Source organism: Anaeromyxobacter dehalogenans 2CP-C, from assembly GCF_000013385.1.
Taxonomy (GTDB): domain Bacteria; phylum Myxococcota; class Myxococcia; order Myxococcales; family Anaeromyxobacteraceae; genus Anaeromyxobacter; species Anaeromyxobacter dehalogenans_B.
In genome coordinates this window covers 2,729,483-2,744,540 of the sequence record NC_007760.1, presented here as the reverse complement: position 1 = coordinate 2,744,540, position 15,058 = coordinate 2,729,483, and the positions used below count along the sequence as shown (strand labels likewise).

The following is a 15,058-nucleotide window of genomic DNA, read 5'->3' as shown; positions in this document are numbered from 1 at the left end:
GATGCAGCGCGATCTGCAGGAGCGCCGCCGCGCGGCGCTGGTGGACGAGCTTCGCAAGGCCGGCGGCAAGGCGCTCTCGGTCGGCGAGGTGATGCAGCGGGGGAACATCCACCCCGGCCAGCGCACCGAGGTGAAGCGCGTGCTGCGCGACCTCGCGCGCGAGGGCGTGCTGGTCCGCGACGGGAACCGCTTCTCGCTGGCGGGGGCGAAGCAGCCGGCGGCGGCGGAGCGGGGCGGCAAGCGGCCGGGGCGCCCGGGCGACGGCGCCGGGCCGGGGCGGCTCACGCCGTCCGCGCGCGGCCAGGGGCTGGCGGCCGCGGCGGGCCGGGCCGCGCGCAGCGGCGGCGTGCTCGGCACGCTCAAGAAGCACCGCGACGGCTTCGGGTTCGTGGCGCGCATCGACCGCAAGGGCGAGGACGTGTTCGTGCCGCCGCACGAGGCGGCGCGCGCGCTCGACGGCGACCTGGTGCGCCTGGAGATCGTCCCGGCGCGCGGCGGGCGCACGGCGGGGAAGATCGTGGAGGTGGTGGAGCGCCGGCGGCGGCTGCTGGTCGGCACCTACCACGCCCGCGGCAAGCAGAGCTTCGTGGTCCCGGCGGACGCCGAGCTGGAGGGCTACGTGCCGGTGGCCGAGACCGCGGCCGCCCGCGACGGCGAGGTGGTGAAGGTCGCGCTCGACCCGGACAGCCCGGCGCTGCGCGGCGAGGTGGTGGAGGCGATCGGCCGCCCCGGCGAGCCGCGCGTCGAGGTGCTGAAGGTCGCGTACGCGCGCGGGTTCGCGGACGTGTTCCCGGAGCCGGTGCAGGCCGAGGCGGTGGAGACGCCGGACCACGTCCGCTCCGAGGACTGGCGCGGCCGGCGCGACCTCACCGCGCTGCCGCTCGTCACCATCGACGGCGAGGACGCGCGCGACTTCGACGACGCGGTGCACGTGGAGCGGCTGCCCTCGCGCAAGGGCAAGCCCATGTACCGGCTGGTGGTGGCCATCGCCGACGTGGCCCACTACGTGCGCGCCGGCACCGTGCTCGACCAGGAGGCGTTCCGGCGCGGCACCAGCGTCTACTTCCCGATGCAGGTGCTGCCCATGCTTCCGGAGCGGCTCTCCAACGGGATCTGCTCGCTCAACCCCGAGGTGGACCGCCTCTGCATGGTCGCGGACATGGTGGTGGACGGGCGCGGCGAGACGCAGACCGCAGAGGTGTACGAGGCGGTGATGCGGAGCGCCGCGCGCTGCACCTACACCGAGGTGGCGCGCGTGCTCGCCGGCGAGCGGGTCCCGGGGCGCGAGCGCTTCCGCGAGTCGTTCGAGCTCATGGCGGAGCTGCAGGACAAGCTCACCGCCATGCGGCGGCGGCGCGGCAGCATCGACTTCGACCTGCCCGAGGCGAAGATCGTGCTCGGCGACGACGGCCAGGTCGCGGCCATCGAGCGCCGCCCGCGCAACCGCGCGCACCGCATCGTCGAGGAGTTCATGCTCGCCGCGAACGAGGCGGTGGCGCGCTGGTTCGGCGCGCGCGACCTCTCCACCATCTACCGGGTGCACGGGCTGCCCGACGAGGAGAAGCTCCAGGCGTTCCTCGACCTGGCGGCGGCGCACGGCTTCGAGGTCCCGGAGCTGCCCGCCGACCCGCGCGCGCTGAACGCGCTGCTGGAGAAGCTGCAGGGGCACGCGCAGCAGCGCGCGCTCAACCAGCTCCTGCTCCGGGCCATGATGCAGGCGGTCTACAGCCCGGACAACATCGGCCACTACGGCCTGGCCGCCGAGCACTACCTGCACTTCACCTCGCCCATCCGCCGCTACCCGGACCTCGTGGTCCACCGGCTGCTCAAGGAGGAGTGGGCGAGGCGCCAGGGGCGGCAGGTGCGCGGCACGCCGGCCGAGGCGCTGGAGGAGATGGCCGCGCTGGCGTCCGAGCGCGAGCGCGCGGCCATGGAGGCGGAGCGCGAGATCGCGTCCTTCTACGCGGCGCTGTTCATGCAGGACAAGGTCGGCGAGACGTTCGACGGCGTGGTGTCGGCGGTGGTCGAGTTCGGCGCGTTCGTGGAGCTGAAGCGCTGGATGGTCGAGGGCCTGGTGAAGGTGGAGGACCTCCCCGGCGACTTCGAGCTGGACGTCGTGCAGCACGCGCTGGTGGACGCGGCCGGCGGCCGGGCGATCCGGGTGGGCGACGAGGTGAAGGTCCTCGTCGCGGCGGCGAGCCCGGTGCGGCGGCGGATCGACTTCGTGCTGGCCGGCGCCGAGGCGATGGCGGTCGCGGCGGAGGGCGCGCGCGGGAAGCGCCGGCGCGGCGGGTCCGGCGAGCGCGGCCCGGCCGAGGTGGCCGTGGCGCGGCCCGAGGCGGAGGGCGCGCGCGGTCCGGCCCGGGGGCGCGGCGATCTCGCCGAGGCGCTCCGGCGGCGCGCGGGCGGGAAGCCGGCGCGCCGGGGCGAGCCCGTTGGACGGCGTCCGGGCGCGCAGCCGCGCGGCGGGAAGCAGGAGGCCGGCGGGCGTCGGACGGCGGGCGGCAGGCAGGGCGGCGGCAAGCCGCGGGGTGGGAAGCCGGGCGGCGGCGGCAAGGGCCGGCGCCGCGGGCGCTGAGCGCCCGCCACGGCGTCGCGCGGTCCGCCCGCTCACCCTGAGCGGCTTCCCGCCCGCTCACCCTGAGCGTTTTCCCGCCCGCTCACCCTGAGCGTAGGCGAGCCGAAGGCTCGCCGGAGTCGAAGGGGGAGCCGAGTCGAAGGGGGAGCCGAGTCGAAGGCGCTCACCCCGAGCCGCCTCCGGCCGCCCTCAGGCCGGCGGCGTCCACTCGCCCCGGAGCGCGCGCAGGAACCGGCGCGCGCCCTCCACGCCGCCCTCGCCGGGCCCCGGCGCGTGGGTGGGCGCGTCCCCGCGCGGCACCAGGCGGGCGCCGCCGTCCTCCTCGAACGCGACCGCCAGGCCGCGGGCGCCCAGGGCGCGGAAGAACGGCTCCCACCCGCACCGCCCGGCCGTGTCGCCGTGGCCGGCCAGGGCCGGCGCTCCGTCGCGCAGGGCAGGGGAAAGGTGGGCGCGACCGGCCCGGTGCAGGATCTCGCCGTGATCGGCGGTGACGGTGGTGGGCATGCGGGAGACCTCCACCGCCATCTCGCCGCAGCCGGCCGCCGCGCGCAACCCGCCGGTCGGGGTGCGGGCGCCCGCCCGGCCCGCTAATCACATGCGGTGACCATCGCCCAGGGCGTCCTCGTGACCGCCGCCTCCGCCGCCGCCGGCCTGGTGAACGCCGTCGCGGGCGGAGGCACGCTGCTCACCTTCCCCGCGCTGATGCTCGCCGGCCTCTCCCCGGTGACCGCGAACGCCACCAGCACCGTGGCGCTCTGGCCGGGCCAGATCTCCTCGGTGTGGGCCTACCGGCGCCACATCGAAGAGGAGCGGCACCGCGCGCTCGTGCTCGGGCTGCCGGCGCTGCTGGGCGGCGCGCTCGGCTCGGTGCTGCTGCTGGCGCTGCCCGAGAAGGCGTTCGCGGCGGTGGTGCCGTGGCTGATCCTGTTCGCCTGCGCGCTGCTCGCGCTCCAGGGGCCCATCCGCCGCGCGGTGGGGCACCAGGTCGCCGGCAACCACCCGGTGGCGCTCTGGATCATCCAGTTCCTCATCTCGGTGTACGGCGGCTACTTCGGCGCCGGGATCGGCATCCTGATGCTGGCGGCGATGGGCATCCTGCTGCCGTCCAGCCTGCAGCACGCGAACGCGCTCAAGGTGCTGTTCGCGCTGCTCACGAACGGCGTGGCGTGCGTGCTGTTCCTGGCGTGGGGGAAGGTGGACCCGCCGCTCGCCGCGCTGATGGCGGTCGCGTCGCTGGTGGGCGGCTGGGCGGGCGCGCACCTGGCGCAGCGCCTCCCGCCGGCGGGGATGAAGGCGTTCGCCATCGCGATCGGGCTGTTCGCGGCGGCGAAGTTCTTCTGGTAGAGGCGGCCGGGGCCGGGCCCCCGCCCCGCGGGACGGGGGCGGGCGGGCCTCGGCCTCGGACTACGGCTTCGCGCTCGCGGAGGCGGCGCCCGAGAAGTGGATGAGCGCCTCGAGCGCGTTCGTGGTGGTGAGCAGCCCCTCCAGATCGCCCTGCGCGCTCACCACGATGACGCCGTTCAGCTTGCGGTCGTGCAGCAGGCGCGCGGCCTCGGCCAGCGGCGTGTCCGGGTGGACCGTGTGCGGCGCCGGGTTCATCGCGGCGCGGACCGGGGTCTTGGAGAGCAGGTAGTGCAGCTCCCACTGGTCGAGGGTGGTCGCCTTCGCCGGCATGTAGCCGAACAGCATCTTCTCCGTCACCAGCCCGACCAGGCGCCCCTGCCGCATCACCGGCAGCCGCCGGATGTTCTTCTCCTTGAGCAGGTGGATCGCCTCGATCACCGAGGACTCGTCCTCAATGGTGATCGGGTTCTTCGTCATCCAGTCGCCGACCGTGAGCTTCGCGTCCGCCATGATCACATCCCCAGGAAGGCCTTCTTGACGTGGGCGTTGTCGAGCAGCTCCGCGCCCGTTCCGGAGAGTACCACCCGTCCCGTCTCCAGCACGTACGCGCGCGTGGAGATGCGGAGCGACTGGTAGACGTTCTGCTCCACCAGCAGGATGGTGGTCCCCTGGCGGTTGATCTCCTTGATGATCTCGAAGATGCTCTTCACCAGCAGCGGAGACAGGCCCAGCGAGGGCTCGTCCAGCAGCAGCAGCTTCGGGTTGGCCATCAGGCCGCGCGCGATGGCGAGCATCTGCTGCTCGCCGCCGGACATGGTGCCGCCGAGCTGCTTCTGCCGCTCCTTGAGGCGCGGGAACAGCGTGAACGCGCGCTCGATGTTGCGATCGCGGTCCTTGCGCGTCGCCTTCACGAACGAGCCCATGCGCAGGTTCTCGAGCACCGTCATCTCCGGGAAGATGCGGCGGCCCTCCGGCACCTGCACGACACCCAGCTCCACCACCTCGTGCGAGGCGAGCTTGCGCAGGTCCTGGCCCAGGAACGTGATGTGCCCGTGGCCCGGCTTCACCAGGCGCGAGACGTTCTTGAGGATGGTGGACTTCCCGGCGCCGTTCGCGCCGACCACGGTGACGATCTCGCCCTGCTTCACCTCCAGGTCCACGTCCCAGAGGACCTTCAGGTCGCCATAGGCGAAGGACAGCTTCTCGAGCTTCAGCATCACTCCACCTCCTCGCCCAGGTAGGCGGAGACCACGTCCTTGTTGTTGACGATCTCCTGCGGCGCGCCCTCGGCCAGCTTCTCGCCGGAGTTGAGGACCACGATGCGATCCGAGATGCGCATGATGGCCTTCATGTCGTGCTCGATGACCATCTGCGTGAGGCCGCCCTTCCGGAGCTCGAGGATGAGCTGGATGATCTCCTCGGACTCGGCCGGGTTGAGGCCGCCCATCACCTCGTCGAGCAGCAGCAGCTCGGGCTTGGTGGCGAGCACGCGGGCCACCTCGAGCTTCTTGCGCTCGCCGATGGGGAGGCCGCCGGCCAGGAACTCCTCCTTGTGCTCGAGCTTGACCACGTGCAGCTGCTCCAGCGCCACCTGCCGCGCGACCTTCAGGCTGGTGGTGCGCGCCAGCGCCCCCACCATCACGTTGTCGAGCACCGTCATCTTCGCGAGCGGCCGCACCTTCTGCCAGGTGCGCACCATGCCCAGGTGGCACACCTGGTTCGGCTGCAGGCCGTTCATCCGGACGCCCTTGAACAGCACCTCGCCCTTGGACGGCGGGTAGAAGCCGGTGATGCAGTTGAACAGCGTGGTCTTGCCGGCGCCGTTCGGGCCGATGAGGCCCATGATCATCCCCTTCTCCATCGAGAAGGAGACGTCGGAGTTGGCCGCGAGGCCGCCGAAGAACTTGGAGACGTGCTTGATGTCGAGGATCGCCATGGCGCTCTCTCCTAGGCCTTGGCCGCGGCGGGCGGGACGTCCTGCGGCCGGCGCCCCCAGCGCGTCGCGGCGCGCCGGATGACGCCGAGCACGCCCTCGGGCGCGAACAGGATCACGAGCACCACCAGGATGCCGTAGACGAGCAGGTGGGCGTTCGAGAGGTACCGCTCCACGAACGTGACGAAGCCGGAGTCGGGCGGGAGCACGCCGACCTGCACCAGGCCCTTCGGGTTGCGCAGGATCTCGGAGAGCGGCACCAGCACCACCGCGCCGATCACGGGGCCGATGATGGTCCCGATGCCGCCGATGATGCAGAGCAGGACGATCTGCACCGACACGTCCAGCCCGAACACCGTGTTCGGGTCGATGAACTTCACGAACATGGCGTAGAACCCGCCGGCCAGCGCGGTGAGCGCGGCCGAGATGGAGAGCGCCACGTTCTTGTAGAAGGACAGGTTGATGCCGAGCGAGTGCGCGGCGTCCTGGTCCTCGCGGATGGCCTGGAAGTAGTAGCCGAGCTTCGAGTGCTGGACGACCCAGTTGACCGCCACCGCCACGACCGCTAGGCCCAGGCCCACGAAGTAGAAGGGCCGCTTGCCGATGAACAGGATCTCGTTGCCGAGGAGGTTCATCGTCGGGATCTCGCCGAGCAGGAAGCCCTCGGCCCCGCGGGTGAGGTCCTTGAAGTACAGGGTGGCGAGCCGGATGATCTCGGCGACCGAGATCGAGGCGAGCACGAAGTACGGGCCGCGCAGCCGGAAGGTGATGCTGCCGATGACGAGCGACAGCAGCACGGAGGCCGCCATGGCCGCCCACACGCCCCACCACGGCGCGATCTTGTTCACCTCGAGCAGCATCATGGTGACGTAGGCGCCCACGCCGAAGTACGCGGCGTGGCCCACCGAGTACTGCCCGGCGTAGCCGCCCACCACGTTCCAGGCCTGCCCCTGGATCACCGCCAGGAACAGCAGCACGCCCATGTGCAGCACGTAGGGCTTCTTGACGAACTGCGGGAAGATGGCGAGCGCGGCGACCGCCGCCACGAACACGAGCAGGCCCACCACCGAGTAGCCGCGGGGGGCGCGCGAGGGGAGGGGAACCGGGAGTCGGGTGCGCATCGGATCAGGCCCTCGTCTTGCCGAGCAGGCCGGCGGGCTTGAAGAGGAGCAGGGCGAGGAACAGCACGAACGTGACCAGCTCCTTCAGCCCGGACGCGATGTAGACGGCGGACAGCGACTCGGCCACGCCGATGATGATGCCGCCCAGCGTGGCGCCGACGACGCTGCCCATGCCGCCCAGCACCACGATCACGAACGCCTTCAGCGTGAAGGTGCTGCCCACCTGCGGGAAGATGTAGTAGGTCGGCGAGATGAGCGCGCCGGCGGTGCCGGCCAGCGCCGAGCCGATCCCGAACGCCAGCACCGACATGCGCCGCACGTTGATGCCCATGAGCTGGGCCGCGTCGCGGTCCTGCGCGGTGGCGCGGATCGCCTGGCCGGTGTCGGTCTTGAGCAGGAACCAGTAGAGCGCGCCGGTGATCGCCACCGTGATGAGGAACGCGTAGAGCAGCGGCTGCGAGATCGACAGGCCGGCCAGCTTGTAGCTGGAGGACGAGTAGGTGGTGGTCAGGATCCGGTAGTCGGAGGTGAAGATCAGCATCACCGTGTTCGACATGATCAGGCCGAGCCCGATGGTGAGCAGGATCTGGTTCTGCGGCAGCGCGCCGAGCACCCGGTTCACGAAGGACTTCTGCAGGAACGCGCCCCACAGGAACATCGCGGGCGCGACCAGCACGATCGACAGGAACGGATCCACGTGGAGCCCGGTGAAGGCGAGCCAGGCGAGGTACATGCCCAGCATGAGCAGCTCGCCGTGCGCGAAGTTCGTCACGCGCATCACGCCGAAGATCAACGTGAGCCCGATCCCGATGAGCGCGTAGACGCCGCCCACGAGCAGGCCGCTCAGCACCGACTGCAAGAACACGATCATCGAGGCTCCTCCGCTGGACGCTTCTGGCGCCCGCGCGCCGGCAGCGCGCCTTGAATCTCCGGCTCGACGGGGCCCGTCAGGGTACCGAAGCCGAGTTTGGACTTCAACGATCCCCGGCGCGCCGGGCCGGAAAAAGAAGAGCCGGGGGGCGGTCGCGCCGCCCCCCGGCTCGAAGCTGACTTCACGCTGCGCGCGCGTCCGCGCGGCGATCTACTTCCAGCCCGGGAACGGGTAGACGGCCTTCTTCTGCGCCGCCTCCTTCGGGAAGACGGTCTCCGACTTGCCGCCCTGGTACTGGATCACCGGCATGACGAGCTTGTTCTGGTTGGTGAAGCCCTCGTACGTCTCGAAGTCCACCTTGCCCATGATGCCGGTCCACGATCCGTTCGCGAGCGCGTCGCGGATCTTCTTCCGGTCGCCGCCGTTCTTCGCGGCCGTCTCGCCCACCACCATCATGGCCGCGTAGGCGCAGGCCGCGTGGTAGGTCGGCTTCTTGCCGTACTTCGCCTTGTAGCGATCGGCGAACGCGGTGGCGGCCTTGGAGGACTCGGGCGTCCACTGGGTCACCGAGAAGACCAGGTTGGAGATGTCCTTCTCGCCCTCGAACTGCGCCGTGTCGAAGCCGGCGCCGCCGCCCAGGAACGCCTGGGGCTTCAGGCCCACCTCGCGCGACTGCCGCATGAGCAGGATCGCGTCGGCGACGTAGGAGACCATGAAAACGAGGTCGGGGTTCTGCGCCTTGATCTTGGTGAGCGTGGAGCGGTAGTCGGGCGCGCCCTTCTGGTACGCCTCGTCCGCCACGATCTTCAGGCCCTTCTTCTGCGCGTAGTCCTTGCCGGCGCCGGCGACCGACGCGCCGAAGTCGGTGGACTCGTAGATGAACGCGATCGACTTCGGCTTGCCGAACGTCAGCGCCGCGTCGATGAGCGACTGCGCGTACTGGTGCGCCGGGGCGTTCAGGCGGAACACCCAGTCGTAGCCCTGCTTGGTGATCTCCTCCTTCGCGGCGGCCGGCACCACCTGCGGCACCTTGTACTGCTGGGCCAGCTTCGCGACGGCGTTCGCGGTCGCGGAGGTGTAGGGGCCGACCACGGCGGCGACCTCGTCGCCGGTGGCGAGCTGCTCCATGGCGCTCATCGCGACCTGCGGCTTGCCGGTGTCGTCCTGCTTCACCAGCGTCACGTTCACGCCCTGCTTCTTGAGATCCTCGACGGCCATGTCCACGCCGTTGGTGAGGTTCTCGCCGATGGGCGCCTCGGGGCCGGTGATGGAGTTGATGAAGCCGATCTTCACCTGCGCGCTGCCGGTGCCGGGCAGCGCGAGGGCGAGCGCCGCCACGGCCATCGCGAGCTTCTTCGTCATGATTCGCTCCTGGGTGAAGGGGTGCGCTGAAAACACGAAGGGCGCCCGGGCGTCGCCCGGGCGCCCCTCGAGGAGAAGCTAGAACTTCAGCTGCGAGGAGAGGGCGATCTGGGTCGCCTTCTGATCCGCGCCGACGAGGTACTTGGTCTCGACCTGCATCGCCTCGACACCGAACCGCCAGAACTTGCCGGCGTTCACGAGCACGCCGCCGGCCAGCTGGGTGTTCTCGAAGCGGGTGGCCGCCTGGTTGGCCGCCGCGACGAAGCCGAGGTCGCCGTCGTCCATCTTCGCCTTGCCGTAGCCGATCGTCAGCCACAGCTGCGGCAGGGGCTTGATGATGCCCTGCGCCCAGTACCCGTCACCCTTCACCTTGGCGTACGGCGGATCCGTCTGGACCGTCGGCGCGCCGATGGTGTTGTAGGTGTCGTCGGCGCCCTTGCCCGTGTAGTACTCGCCCTTCACCTGGAGGAACTGCGTCAGGTTCAGGTCGGCGTCCACGCCGAGCATGTAGCCGTCCACGTCCTTCTGGTCGGGCGTCCCGTAATTGTAGCGGCGCGTCTGCATGTGGTAGCCGACGCCCACCGTGCCGCTGATGTCCGGGGCCGCCTTGACGCTGACGGCGCCGCGGGCCTCGAAGTTCGGGGTGCGGGAGCGGTTGCCGTAGCCGTTGTCCACCGGCTGGCCGGCGTCGGCGGGCGACAGCATGGCGGCGGCGAGGCTCAGGCCCACCATGTCGAACTGGCCGTTGTAGGACAGGCGGATCTGCGGCGAGCGGCGCCACAGGTTGCCGGCCTGCCAGAACAGCGGATCGGCGACCCACGCCAGCGACTCGGCGAACAGCGGGTTCACCAGGCCGTACTCCTGGCCGGCGAGGACCGCCCAGTTGCCGTACGGGGTCTTCCAGGTGGCGGTCATCGCCGCGAGGCGGAGCCGCATCAAGCCGTTGTACCAGGTGGTGCTCGCCTGCGGCGCCACGCCGACGTGGCCGGCCTTGAAGTCGAACTCGATGACGCCGGTGAGCGCGGCGCCCGTCCAGTTGTCACCGGACGTCGCGAGGCGCATGCCGACGCGGGACTGCCGCGCGCTCATCAGGAACGCGCCGCCCTCGTTCGTGCCGGCCCTGGCCGCCTGGCCCGGGTAGTCCTTGTTCACGAGGGTGTTGCCGTCCCAGTACGCGTTGAGGAGCACGAAGCCGTACGGCGTGACCTTGATGGTTTCCTCGGCCGGCTTCGCGGCAGGGGCCGGCGCAGCCGCCGGAGCGGCCTCCGCAGGCTTTGCGGCCTCGGTCGCCTGAGCGAGCGTCGCCAGAGGCAGCGACAGGGCGAGGGCTGCGACGAACAGCTTCTTCAGAGCCTTCATGCAGTTCCTCCAGAAATCGGAGCGCGGGTGTGTCCGGGGAGTGTCGAGTTGCGGCCCGGACGGGTGGGAATTTCCTACCACATCAGGCAGACAGCCGAGCGCAGAAATGTTGTCGCCGTCGGCAAATCTTGCACCCGCGCAGGCACTGCGCGTTCGTGCCGCAGTCCGTCAAGTGCTCGATTTCTAAGGAATCCGGCTGCCGCTAACGGCGGAGGGCGATCACCGTCACCGCATCGCCACCCTCGTGCCGATCGCCGGAACGGAAGGCTCCCACGTAAGGGGATGCGGCAAGGTGATCCCGCAGCGCCTGCTTGAGCGCGCCGGTGCCGTGGCCGTGCAGCACCACGCACTCGGCTTCACCGTCCGCGTACATGCGGTCGAGGAAGCGGTCCACCTCGCGCAGCAGCTCTTCCACCCGCAGTCCGCGCGCGTCGAGCCGGCGCTCGGCGCTCACCGGCGCGCCCGGCCGCGCCGCGCTCGCCGCGGCGAGCTTCTCCCCGCGCGTGCGGGCCAGCCCCGCGTCGCGCGCCTTGCCGGCGAGCGCGATCAGGTCCTTCACCGGCCGGCGGATCTTGAGTGGCCCGGCGCGCACCAGCGCGTCCTTGCCGTCCACCTCCACCACCTCGCCCTCCTGCCCGAGCGACAGGATCCGGACGCGCGCGCCCGGCTTCACCTCGCCGCCGGGCAGCGCCTCCGGCCCCGCCTCGGCGCGGGCGCGCGTCGCCTCCGCGGCCTGCGAGACCGTGGCGTGCCACGCGTCGAGCCGCGCCTTCGACTCGGCCGCCTTCTTCACGCTCGGCCGCGCCTGCAGCTCGGCCATGAGCTCGGCCACCTCGGCGCGCGCCGCCTCGAGCTCCTCCGCCAGCGCCGCGCCCATGCGCGCGCCGGCCTCGCGCTCCGCCCGCCGCGCCGCCTCCTCCGCCGCCCGCGCGCGCTGCTCGGCCGCCCGGGCCGCGGCGCGCGCCTCCTCCGCGCCGCGCCGCTCGGCCGCGAGCCGGCCGCGCTCCTCGTCGAGCGCGCGGAGCGCCTCGCCGAGCGCGCCGCCCTGGCCGTGCCGCGCCGCGCGCGCCCGCTCCACCACCGCGGCCGGCAACCCGACCCGCGCCGCGACCTCGATCGCCGACGAGCTGCCCGGCGCGCCGAGGTGCACCTGGTAGGTCGGCACCAGCCGCTCCGCGTCGAAGCCGACGCGGGCGTTGCCGTAGCGCGCGTCGGTGAGCGCGAGCGCCTTCAGCTCGTCGAGGTGGGTGGTGACGAGCACGGTGGCCCCGCGCTCCACCAGCGCCTCCAGGATCGCGGCGGCGAGCGCGGCGCCCTCGCGCGGATCGGTGTCGGCGGCGATCTCGTCCACCAGGATCAGCGAGCCCGGCACCGCGCCGGCCAGCATGTCCTTCACCGCGGCGAGGTGCGCGGTGAAGGTGGAGAGGTCCTTGGTGAGGTCGCCGCGCTCGTCCACCGCGGCCTTCACCTCCAGGTAGAACGGGAGGCGCGAGCCCTCGGCCGCCGCCACCGGCAGGCCGGCGCGCAGCATGAGCGCGGAGAGGCCCACCGCGGTGATGGCGACCGTCTTCCCGCCGCCGTTCGGGCCGGAGACGATGAGCGCGCGCTGCGGCGGCGAGAGGCGCACGTGGCTCGCCACCACCTTCTTGGCCTGCAGCACGAGCAGCGGGTGGCGGAGCGAGAGCAGCTCGAAGCCGGCCGGCTCCGGGCCCACCTCGGGCGCGTGCGCGTCGAGGTCCGAGGCGAGCCGGGCCTCCGCCTCGAGCAGGTCGAGGCGGGCCAGCACCTGGAGGTCGCGCGCCAGCGCGCCGGCGCCGGCGGTGAGCGCCTGCGACAGCTCGCGGAGGATGCGCTGCTCCTCCTCGGCGGCCATGGCGTTCGCGATGGACAGCTCGTTGCCGAGCTCGACCATCGAGTCCGGCTCCACGAACAGCGTCTGGCCGGACTGCGAGGCGTTGTGGACGATGCCCGGGACCTGCCCGCGCGCGCTCGCCAGCACCGGGAGCACGTAGCGGTCGTTGCGGATGGTGAAGTACCGGTCGCGCAGGTGGCGCTGCATCTCGCCGTCGTCGAGCAGCGCCTCGACCTGGGCCTTCAGGGCGCGGTGCAGCCCGCGGGAGCGGTCCCGCGCGGCGGCGAGGGCCGGGCTGGCGCGGTCGGAGATGGAGCCGTCCGGCTCGATGGCGCGCTCGATGCGGTCGGCCACGCCGGCCGAGGGGCTGAGCGCCTCGGCGAGCGCCCACAGGCGCGGGAGCTCGGCCGCGCGCGGCTCGAGCGTCGCCCGGGTGCGGGCGGCGGCGCGGGCGAGCCCGGCGCACTCGCGCAGCGCGAGCGGCTCGAGCACGCCGCCCTTGGCGGCGCGGTCGAGGTGCGGCTCCACGTCCGCGACGCCGCCGAGCGGCAGCGAGGTGCCCGCCTCCGACAGCGCGCGGGCCTCGCCCACCCGCGCGAGCGCCTCGCGCACCGCGGGCGCGTCGGGCAGGAAGGGGAGGGTGGCGGCCTGGCGGCGTCCGGCGGGCAGCCGGCAGCGGCCCGCCAGCGCCTCGAGGATCCGGGGCCAGCCCAGCTCGTTCAGCGTGTCTTCCGCGCGCATGCGGGCCGTCAGTTACCGCGCCTGGCGGCGGCGCGCCAGGGCCGGCGCGCACCGGGGGAAGGGGCGAGCGGTCCCCGGGGTTATCATGCGCGTGATGCGCACCCTCCCGCCCCTGGCCGTCCTCGCCGCCGTCGCCGTCGCAGGCTGCACCCCCCGCGCCCACACCTTCTCGCGGCCGCCCACCGCCGCCGCCCCGAAGGCGCAGCCCGCGCCGGCTGCGGCGGTCACCCCGGCGGCCGCCCCCGCGGCGTCCCCCGCGCAGCCCACCCCGCCCGGCGCGGCCACCCCCCCGGCCCCCGCGGCCGAGCCCGGCGGCCGGCGCCCGCGCACGGAGGTGCTGGTGGCGCGCGCCGAGGCGCTCCGCGGCGACGGCGACCTGGAGGGCGCGCGCGAGATCCTGGAGGCCGCGTTCGCGCTCGCCCCCGGCTCCGGCGAGGCGCGCCTCGCGCTCGCCGACCTGCTGGTCGCGGACGGCCGCGAGCTGGACCGCGCCGCCACGCTCATCGCCGGCGCGCCCGAGGCGGCCGCGGTCCCGCGGCGCCGGGTGCTGGCCGGGCGCCTCGCCGAGCTGCGCGGTGACGACGCGGCGGCGGTGGCCGAGTACGCGGCGGCGCTCGACCTCGGCGCCGACGCCGAGGTCCGGGTCCGGCGCGCGCTCGCGCTGGAGCGGCTCGGGCGCGGCGACGAGGCGCTGCTGGAGCTGCACCGCGCCAGCCGCGAGCGGCCCGGGGATGCGCTGGTGCGCGCCCGCCTCGCCGAGCGGTACGAGGCCGCGGGGCTGCTGCCCGCGGCCGAGGCGGAGCTGGTGGCGGCGGCGGAGGCCACGCCGGACCGCGCCGCCGGCTGGGACCGGCTGGCGCGCTTCTACGCGCGCACGCACCGCGAGGACAAGGCGCGCGCCGCCGAGGCGAAGGCCCGGGCCGCGGCCGGCACGCCGCGAGAGCGCGTGCTGCGGCCGCTGCTGCCGTCCAGCCGCTGATCCGCGCGGGCGGCGGGACGGGCCGCCGGGGCCGCTACGCCGGGGGAACGCCGTCCGGCCGTCCCGCCCCGTCCTCGGGCTCCGCCGGCGCGGGCCGGCCCAGCGCCCGGTCGAGCACCCAGGCCACGGCCCACGCGCGGGGAACGCCCGCGGCCAGGCTGCCGAGCGCCACGCCCCAGGGCGGGGACAGGTAGACGAGGATGAGCAGGCCGCCGGAGAGTACCCAGAAGGCGGTGAGCACCCAGGCGAGCGCGCGCCGGCGCCTCGGCGCGTCCTCCAGCGCGACCGCCATGAGCGCCGCGATGGCGCCGTTCACCGCCGACGCGGCCACCGAGACGGTGACGAGGATGGCGGTGCGATCCAACGCCAGGAGATCCCTGAAGAGCTCGGCCGCGTGGTCGAGGAGGAGGTAGGGCGGGGCGACCGCGTGGACCTGCGCGGCGACCGCGTCGCACGCGAGGTGGACGGCGCCCGCGAGGGCCGCCAGGGTGAGGCCGTGGGCGCGTCGGGGTGGGCCGGGCATCCCGCCGTGTGTAGCAGGTCGCCGCCGCCCCTCGCCACCGCCCGAGGTCGCCTGGCCGTCCGTGGGAGCGGTGTCTAGATTCGTCGCGGAGGACGGAACCCGTGCCGGATCCCGCTGCCCAGCCCGCTCGCCGCCACCTGCGCCTCGCCCCCGCTCCCGGCCCCCGCGGCAGCCCCGAGGGCCGGCTCGCGCTGCTCGCGCGCACGCTCGTCGCCACGGTGGCGCTCGTGCTCGTCACCGTGCGCGCCTGGGTCGCGGCCACGCTCGCGCTCTTCCCGCTGCTGTGGCGGCGCGCGCCCCTCGGCCGGCGGCTCACCCCGCTGGCGAAGCGCGAGGCGCGGGTGATCCCGTTCCAGCGCCGCCGCCAGGCGATGCCCCGCTGACGGCGCCCCTCC

14 protein-coding genes are annotated in these 15,058 nt (G+C 73.4%); 4 read left to right on the top strand and 10 right to left on the bottom strand.

Annotated elements, in window-relative coordinates; genetic code table 11:
- The first annotated feature begins 1 nt into the window (after position 1).
- Positions 2 to 2,578: a ribonuclease R gene (gene rnr / locus ADEH_RS12570; RefSeq protein ID WP_011421484.1), complete on the top strand. Its 2,577-nt coding sequence runs from the start codon at positions 2 to 4 to the stop codon at positions 2,576 to 2,578.
- A 189-nt stretch (positions 2,579 to 2,767) separates the two neighbouring features.
- Here the strand turns inward: rnr and ADEH_RS12565 are convergent, their stop codons facing one another.
- Positions 2,768 to 3,082 carry a hypothetical protein gene (locus tag ADEH_RS12565; protein ID WP_011421483.1) on the bottom strand — a complete coding sequence of 105 codons (315 nt, stop codon included), beginning with the start codon at positions 3,080 to 3,082 and terminating at the stop codon, positions 2,768 to 2,770.
- Between the two features lie 96 nt (positions 3,083 to 3,178).
- Between ADEH_RS12565 and ADEH_RS12560 the strand changes: the two genes are divergently transcribed.
- The gene (locus tag ADEH_RS12560) at positions 3,179 to 3,922 is read left to right on the top strand and encodes a sulfite exporter TauE/SafE family protein (protein ID WP_041453520.1); all 744 of its coding nucleotides are present in this window, start codon (positions 3,179 to 3,181) and stop codon (positions 3,920 to 3,922) included.
- Between the two features lie 60 nt (positions 3,923 to 3,982).
- On the opposite strand, the gene ADEH_RS12555 is transcribed toward ADEH_RS12560, so the two are convergent.
- The 8 genes from ADEH_RS12555 to ADEH_RS12520 form a co-directional block, all read right to left on the bottom strand.
- Positions 3,983 to 4,432, bottom strand: a complete 450-nt coding sequence (locus ADEH_RS12555; RefSeq protein WP_011421481.1) for a CBS domain-containing protein — start codon at positions 4,430 to 4,432, stop codon at positions 3,983 to 3,985.
- A gap of 2 nt (positions 4,433 to 4,434) precedes the next feature.
- Entirely contained in the window at positions 4,435 to 5,139 is a 705-nt protein-coding gene (locus tag ADEH_RS12550) for an ABC transporter ATP-binding protein (RefSeq protein ID WP_011421480.1), read from the bottom strand.
- Positions 5,139 to 5,858, bottom strand: coding sequence for an ABC transporter ATP-binding protein (locus tag ADEH_RS12545; RefSeq protein WP_011421479.1), 720 nt, complete (start codon positions 5,856 to 5,858; stop codon positions 5,139 to 5,141). Before ADEH_RS12545 ends, ADEH_RS12550 begins: the two co-directional genes overlap by 1 nt.
- 11 nt (positions 5,859 to 5,869) lie before the next feature.
- A complete protein-coding gene (locus tag ADEH_RS12540) occupies positions 5,870 to 6,976 on the bottom strand; it encodes a branched-chain amino acid ABC transporter permease (protein ID WP_011421478.1) in 1,107 nt (368 codons plus the stop codon).
- Between the two features lie 4 nt (positions 6,977 to 6,980).
- Positions 6,981 to 7,847 carry a branched-chain amino acid ABC transporter permease gene (locus tag ADEH_RS12535; protein ID WP_011421477.1) on the bottom strand — a complete coding sequence of 289 codons (867 nt, stop codon included), beginning with the start codon at positions 7,845 to 7,847 and terminating at the stop codon, positions 6,981 to 6,983.
- A gap of 210 nt (positions 7,848 to 8,057) precedes the next feature.
- Positions 8,058 to 9,209, bottom strand: a complete 1,152-nt coding sequence (locus tag ADEH_RS12530; protein WP_011421476.1) for an ABC transporter substrate-binding protein — start codon at positions 9,207 to 9,209, stop codon at positions 8,058 to 8,060.
- Between the two features lie 78 nt (positions 9,210 to 9,287).
- Positions 9,288 to 10,568 (bottom strand): hypothetical protein, encoded by a 1,281-nt coding sequence (locus tag ADEH_RS12525; protein ID WP_011421475.1) that lies wholly within the window; start codon positions 10,566 to 10,568, stop codon positions 9,288 to 9,290.
- Between the two features lie 202 nt (positions 10,569 to 10,770).
- Positions 10,771 to 13,161, bottom strand: a complete 2,391-nt coding sequence (locus tag ADEH_RS12520; protein ID WP_011421474.1) for an endonuclease MutS2 — start codon at positions 13,159 to 13,161, stop codon at positions 10,771 to 10,773.
- A 94-nt stretch (positions 13,162 to 13,255) separates the two neighbouring features.
- Between ADEH_RS12520 and ADEH_RS12515 the strand changes: the two genes are divergently transcribed.
- Complete coding sequence (locus ADEH_RS12515) at positions 13,256 to 14,140, top strand: tetratricopeptide repeat protein (RefSeq protein ID WP_232287268.1); 885 nt, start codon at positions 13,256 to 13,258, stop codon at positions 14,138 to 14,140.
- A gap of 34 nt (positions 14,141 to 14,174) precedes the next feature.
- Here the strand turns inward: ADEH_RS12515 and ADEH_RS12510 are convergent, their stop codons facing one another.
- Positions 14,175 to 14,663 carry a hypothetical protein gene (locus ADEH_RS12510; protein ID WP_011421472.1) on the bottom strand — a complete coding sequence of 163 codons (489 nt, stop codon included), beginning with the start codon at positions 14,661 to 14,663 and terminating at the stop codon, positions 14,175 to 14,177.
- A gap of 101 nt (positions 14,664 to 14,764) precedes the next feature.
- Between ADEH_RS12510 and ADEH_RS12505 the strand changes: the two genes are divergently transcribed.
- Positions 14,765 to 15,046 (top strand): hypothetical protein, encoded by a 282-nt coding sequence (locus ADEH_RS12505; protein WP_011421471.1) that lies wholly within the window; start codon positions 14,765 to 14,767, stop codon positions 15,044 to 15,046.
- Positions 15,047 to 15,058 lie beyond the last annotated feature (12 nt).

What these genes read in the sequence shown, in the direction of transcription:
- ADEH_RS12530 (WP_011421476.1), bottom strand. Translation starts at nt 9,209, where the DNA reads ATGACGAAGAAGCTCGCGATGGCCGTGGCGGCGCTCGCCCTCGCGCTG.
- ADEH_RS12520 (WP_011421474.1), bottom strand. Translation starts at nt 13,161, where the DNA reads ATGCGCGCGGAAGACACGCTGAACGAGCTGGGCTGGCCCCGGATCCTC.
- ADEH_RS12550 (WP_011421480.1), bottom strand. Translation starts at nt 5,139, where the DNA reads ATGCTGAAGCTCGAGAAGCTGTCCTTCGCCTATGGCGACCTGAAGGTC.
- ADEH_RS12510 (WP_011421472.1), bottom strand. Translation starts at nt 14,663, where the DNA reads ATGCCCGGCCCACCCCGACGCGCCCACGGCCTCACCCTGGCGGCCCTC.
- rnr (WP_011421484.1), top strand. Translation starts at nt 2, where the DNA reads ATGCAGCGCGATCTGCAGGAGCGCCGCCGCGCGGCGCTGGTGGACGAG.
- ADEH_RS12545 (WP_011421479.1), bottom strand. Translation starts at nt 5,858, where the DNA reads ATGGCGATCCTCGACATCAAGCACGTCTCCAAGTTCTTCGGCGGCCTC.
- ADEH_RS12555 (WP_011421481.1), bottom strand. Translation starts at nt 4,432, where the DNA reads ATGGCGGACGCGAAGCTCACGGTCGGCGACTGGATGACGAAGAACCCG.
- ADEH_RS12540 (WP_011421478.1), bottom strand. Translation starts at nt 6,976, where the DNA reads ATGCGCACCCGACTCCCGGTTCCCCTCCCCTCGCGCGCCCCCCGCGGC.
- ADEH_RS12535 (WP_011421477.1), bottom strand. Translation starts at nt 7,847, where the DNA reads ATGATCGTGTTCTTGCAGTCGGTGCTGAGCGGCCTGCTCGTGGGCGGC.
- ADEH_RS12525 (WP_011421475.1), bottom strand. Translation starts at nt 10,568, where the DNA reads ATGAAGGCTCTGAAGAAGCTGTTCGTCGCAGCCCTCGCCCTGTCGCTG.
- ADEH_RS12515 (WP_232287268.1), top strand. Translation starts at nt 13,256, where the DNA reads ATGCGCACCCTCCCGCCCCTGGCCGTCCTCGCCGCCGTCGCCGTCGCA.
- ADEH_RS12565 (WP_011421483.1), bottom strand. Translation starts at nt 3,082, where the DNA reads ATGCCCACCACCGTCACCGCCGATCACGGCGAGATCCTGCACCGGGCC.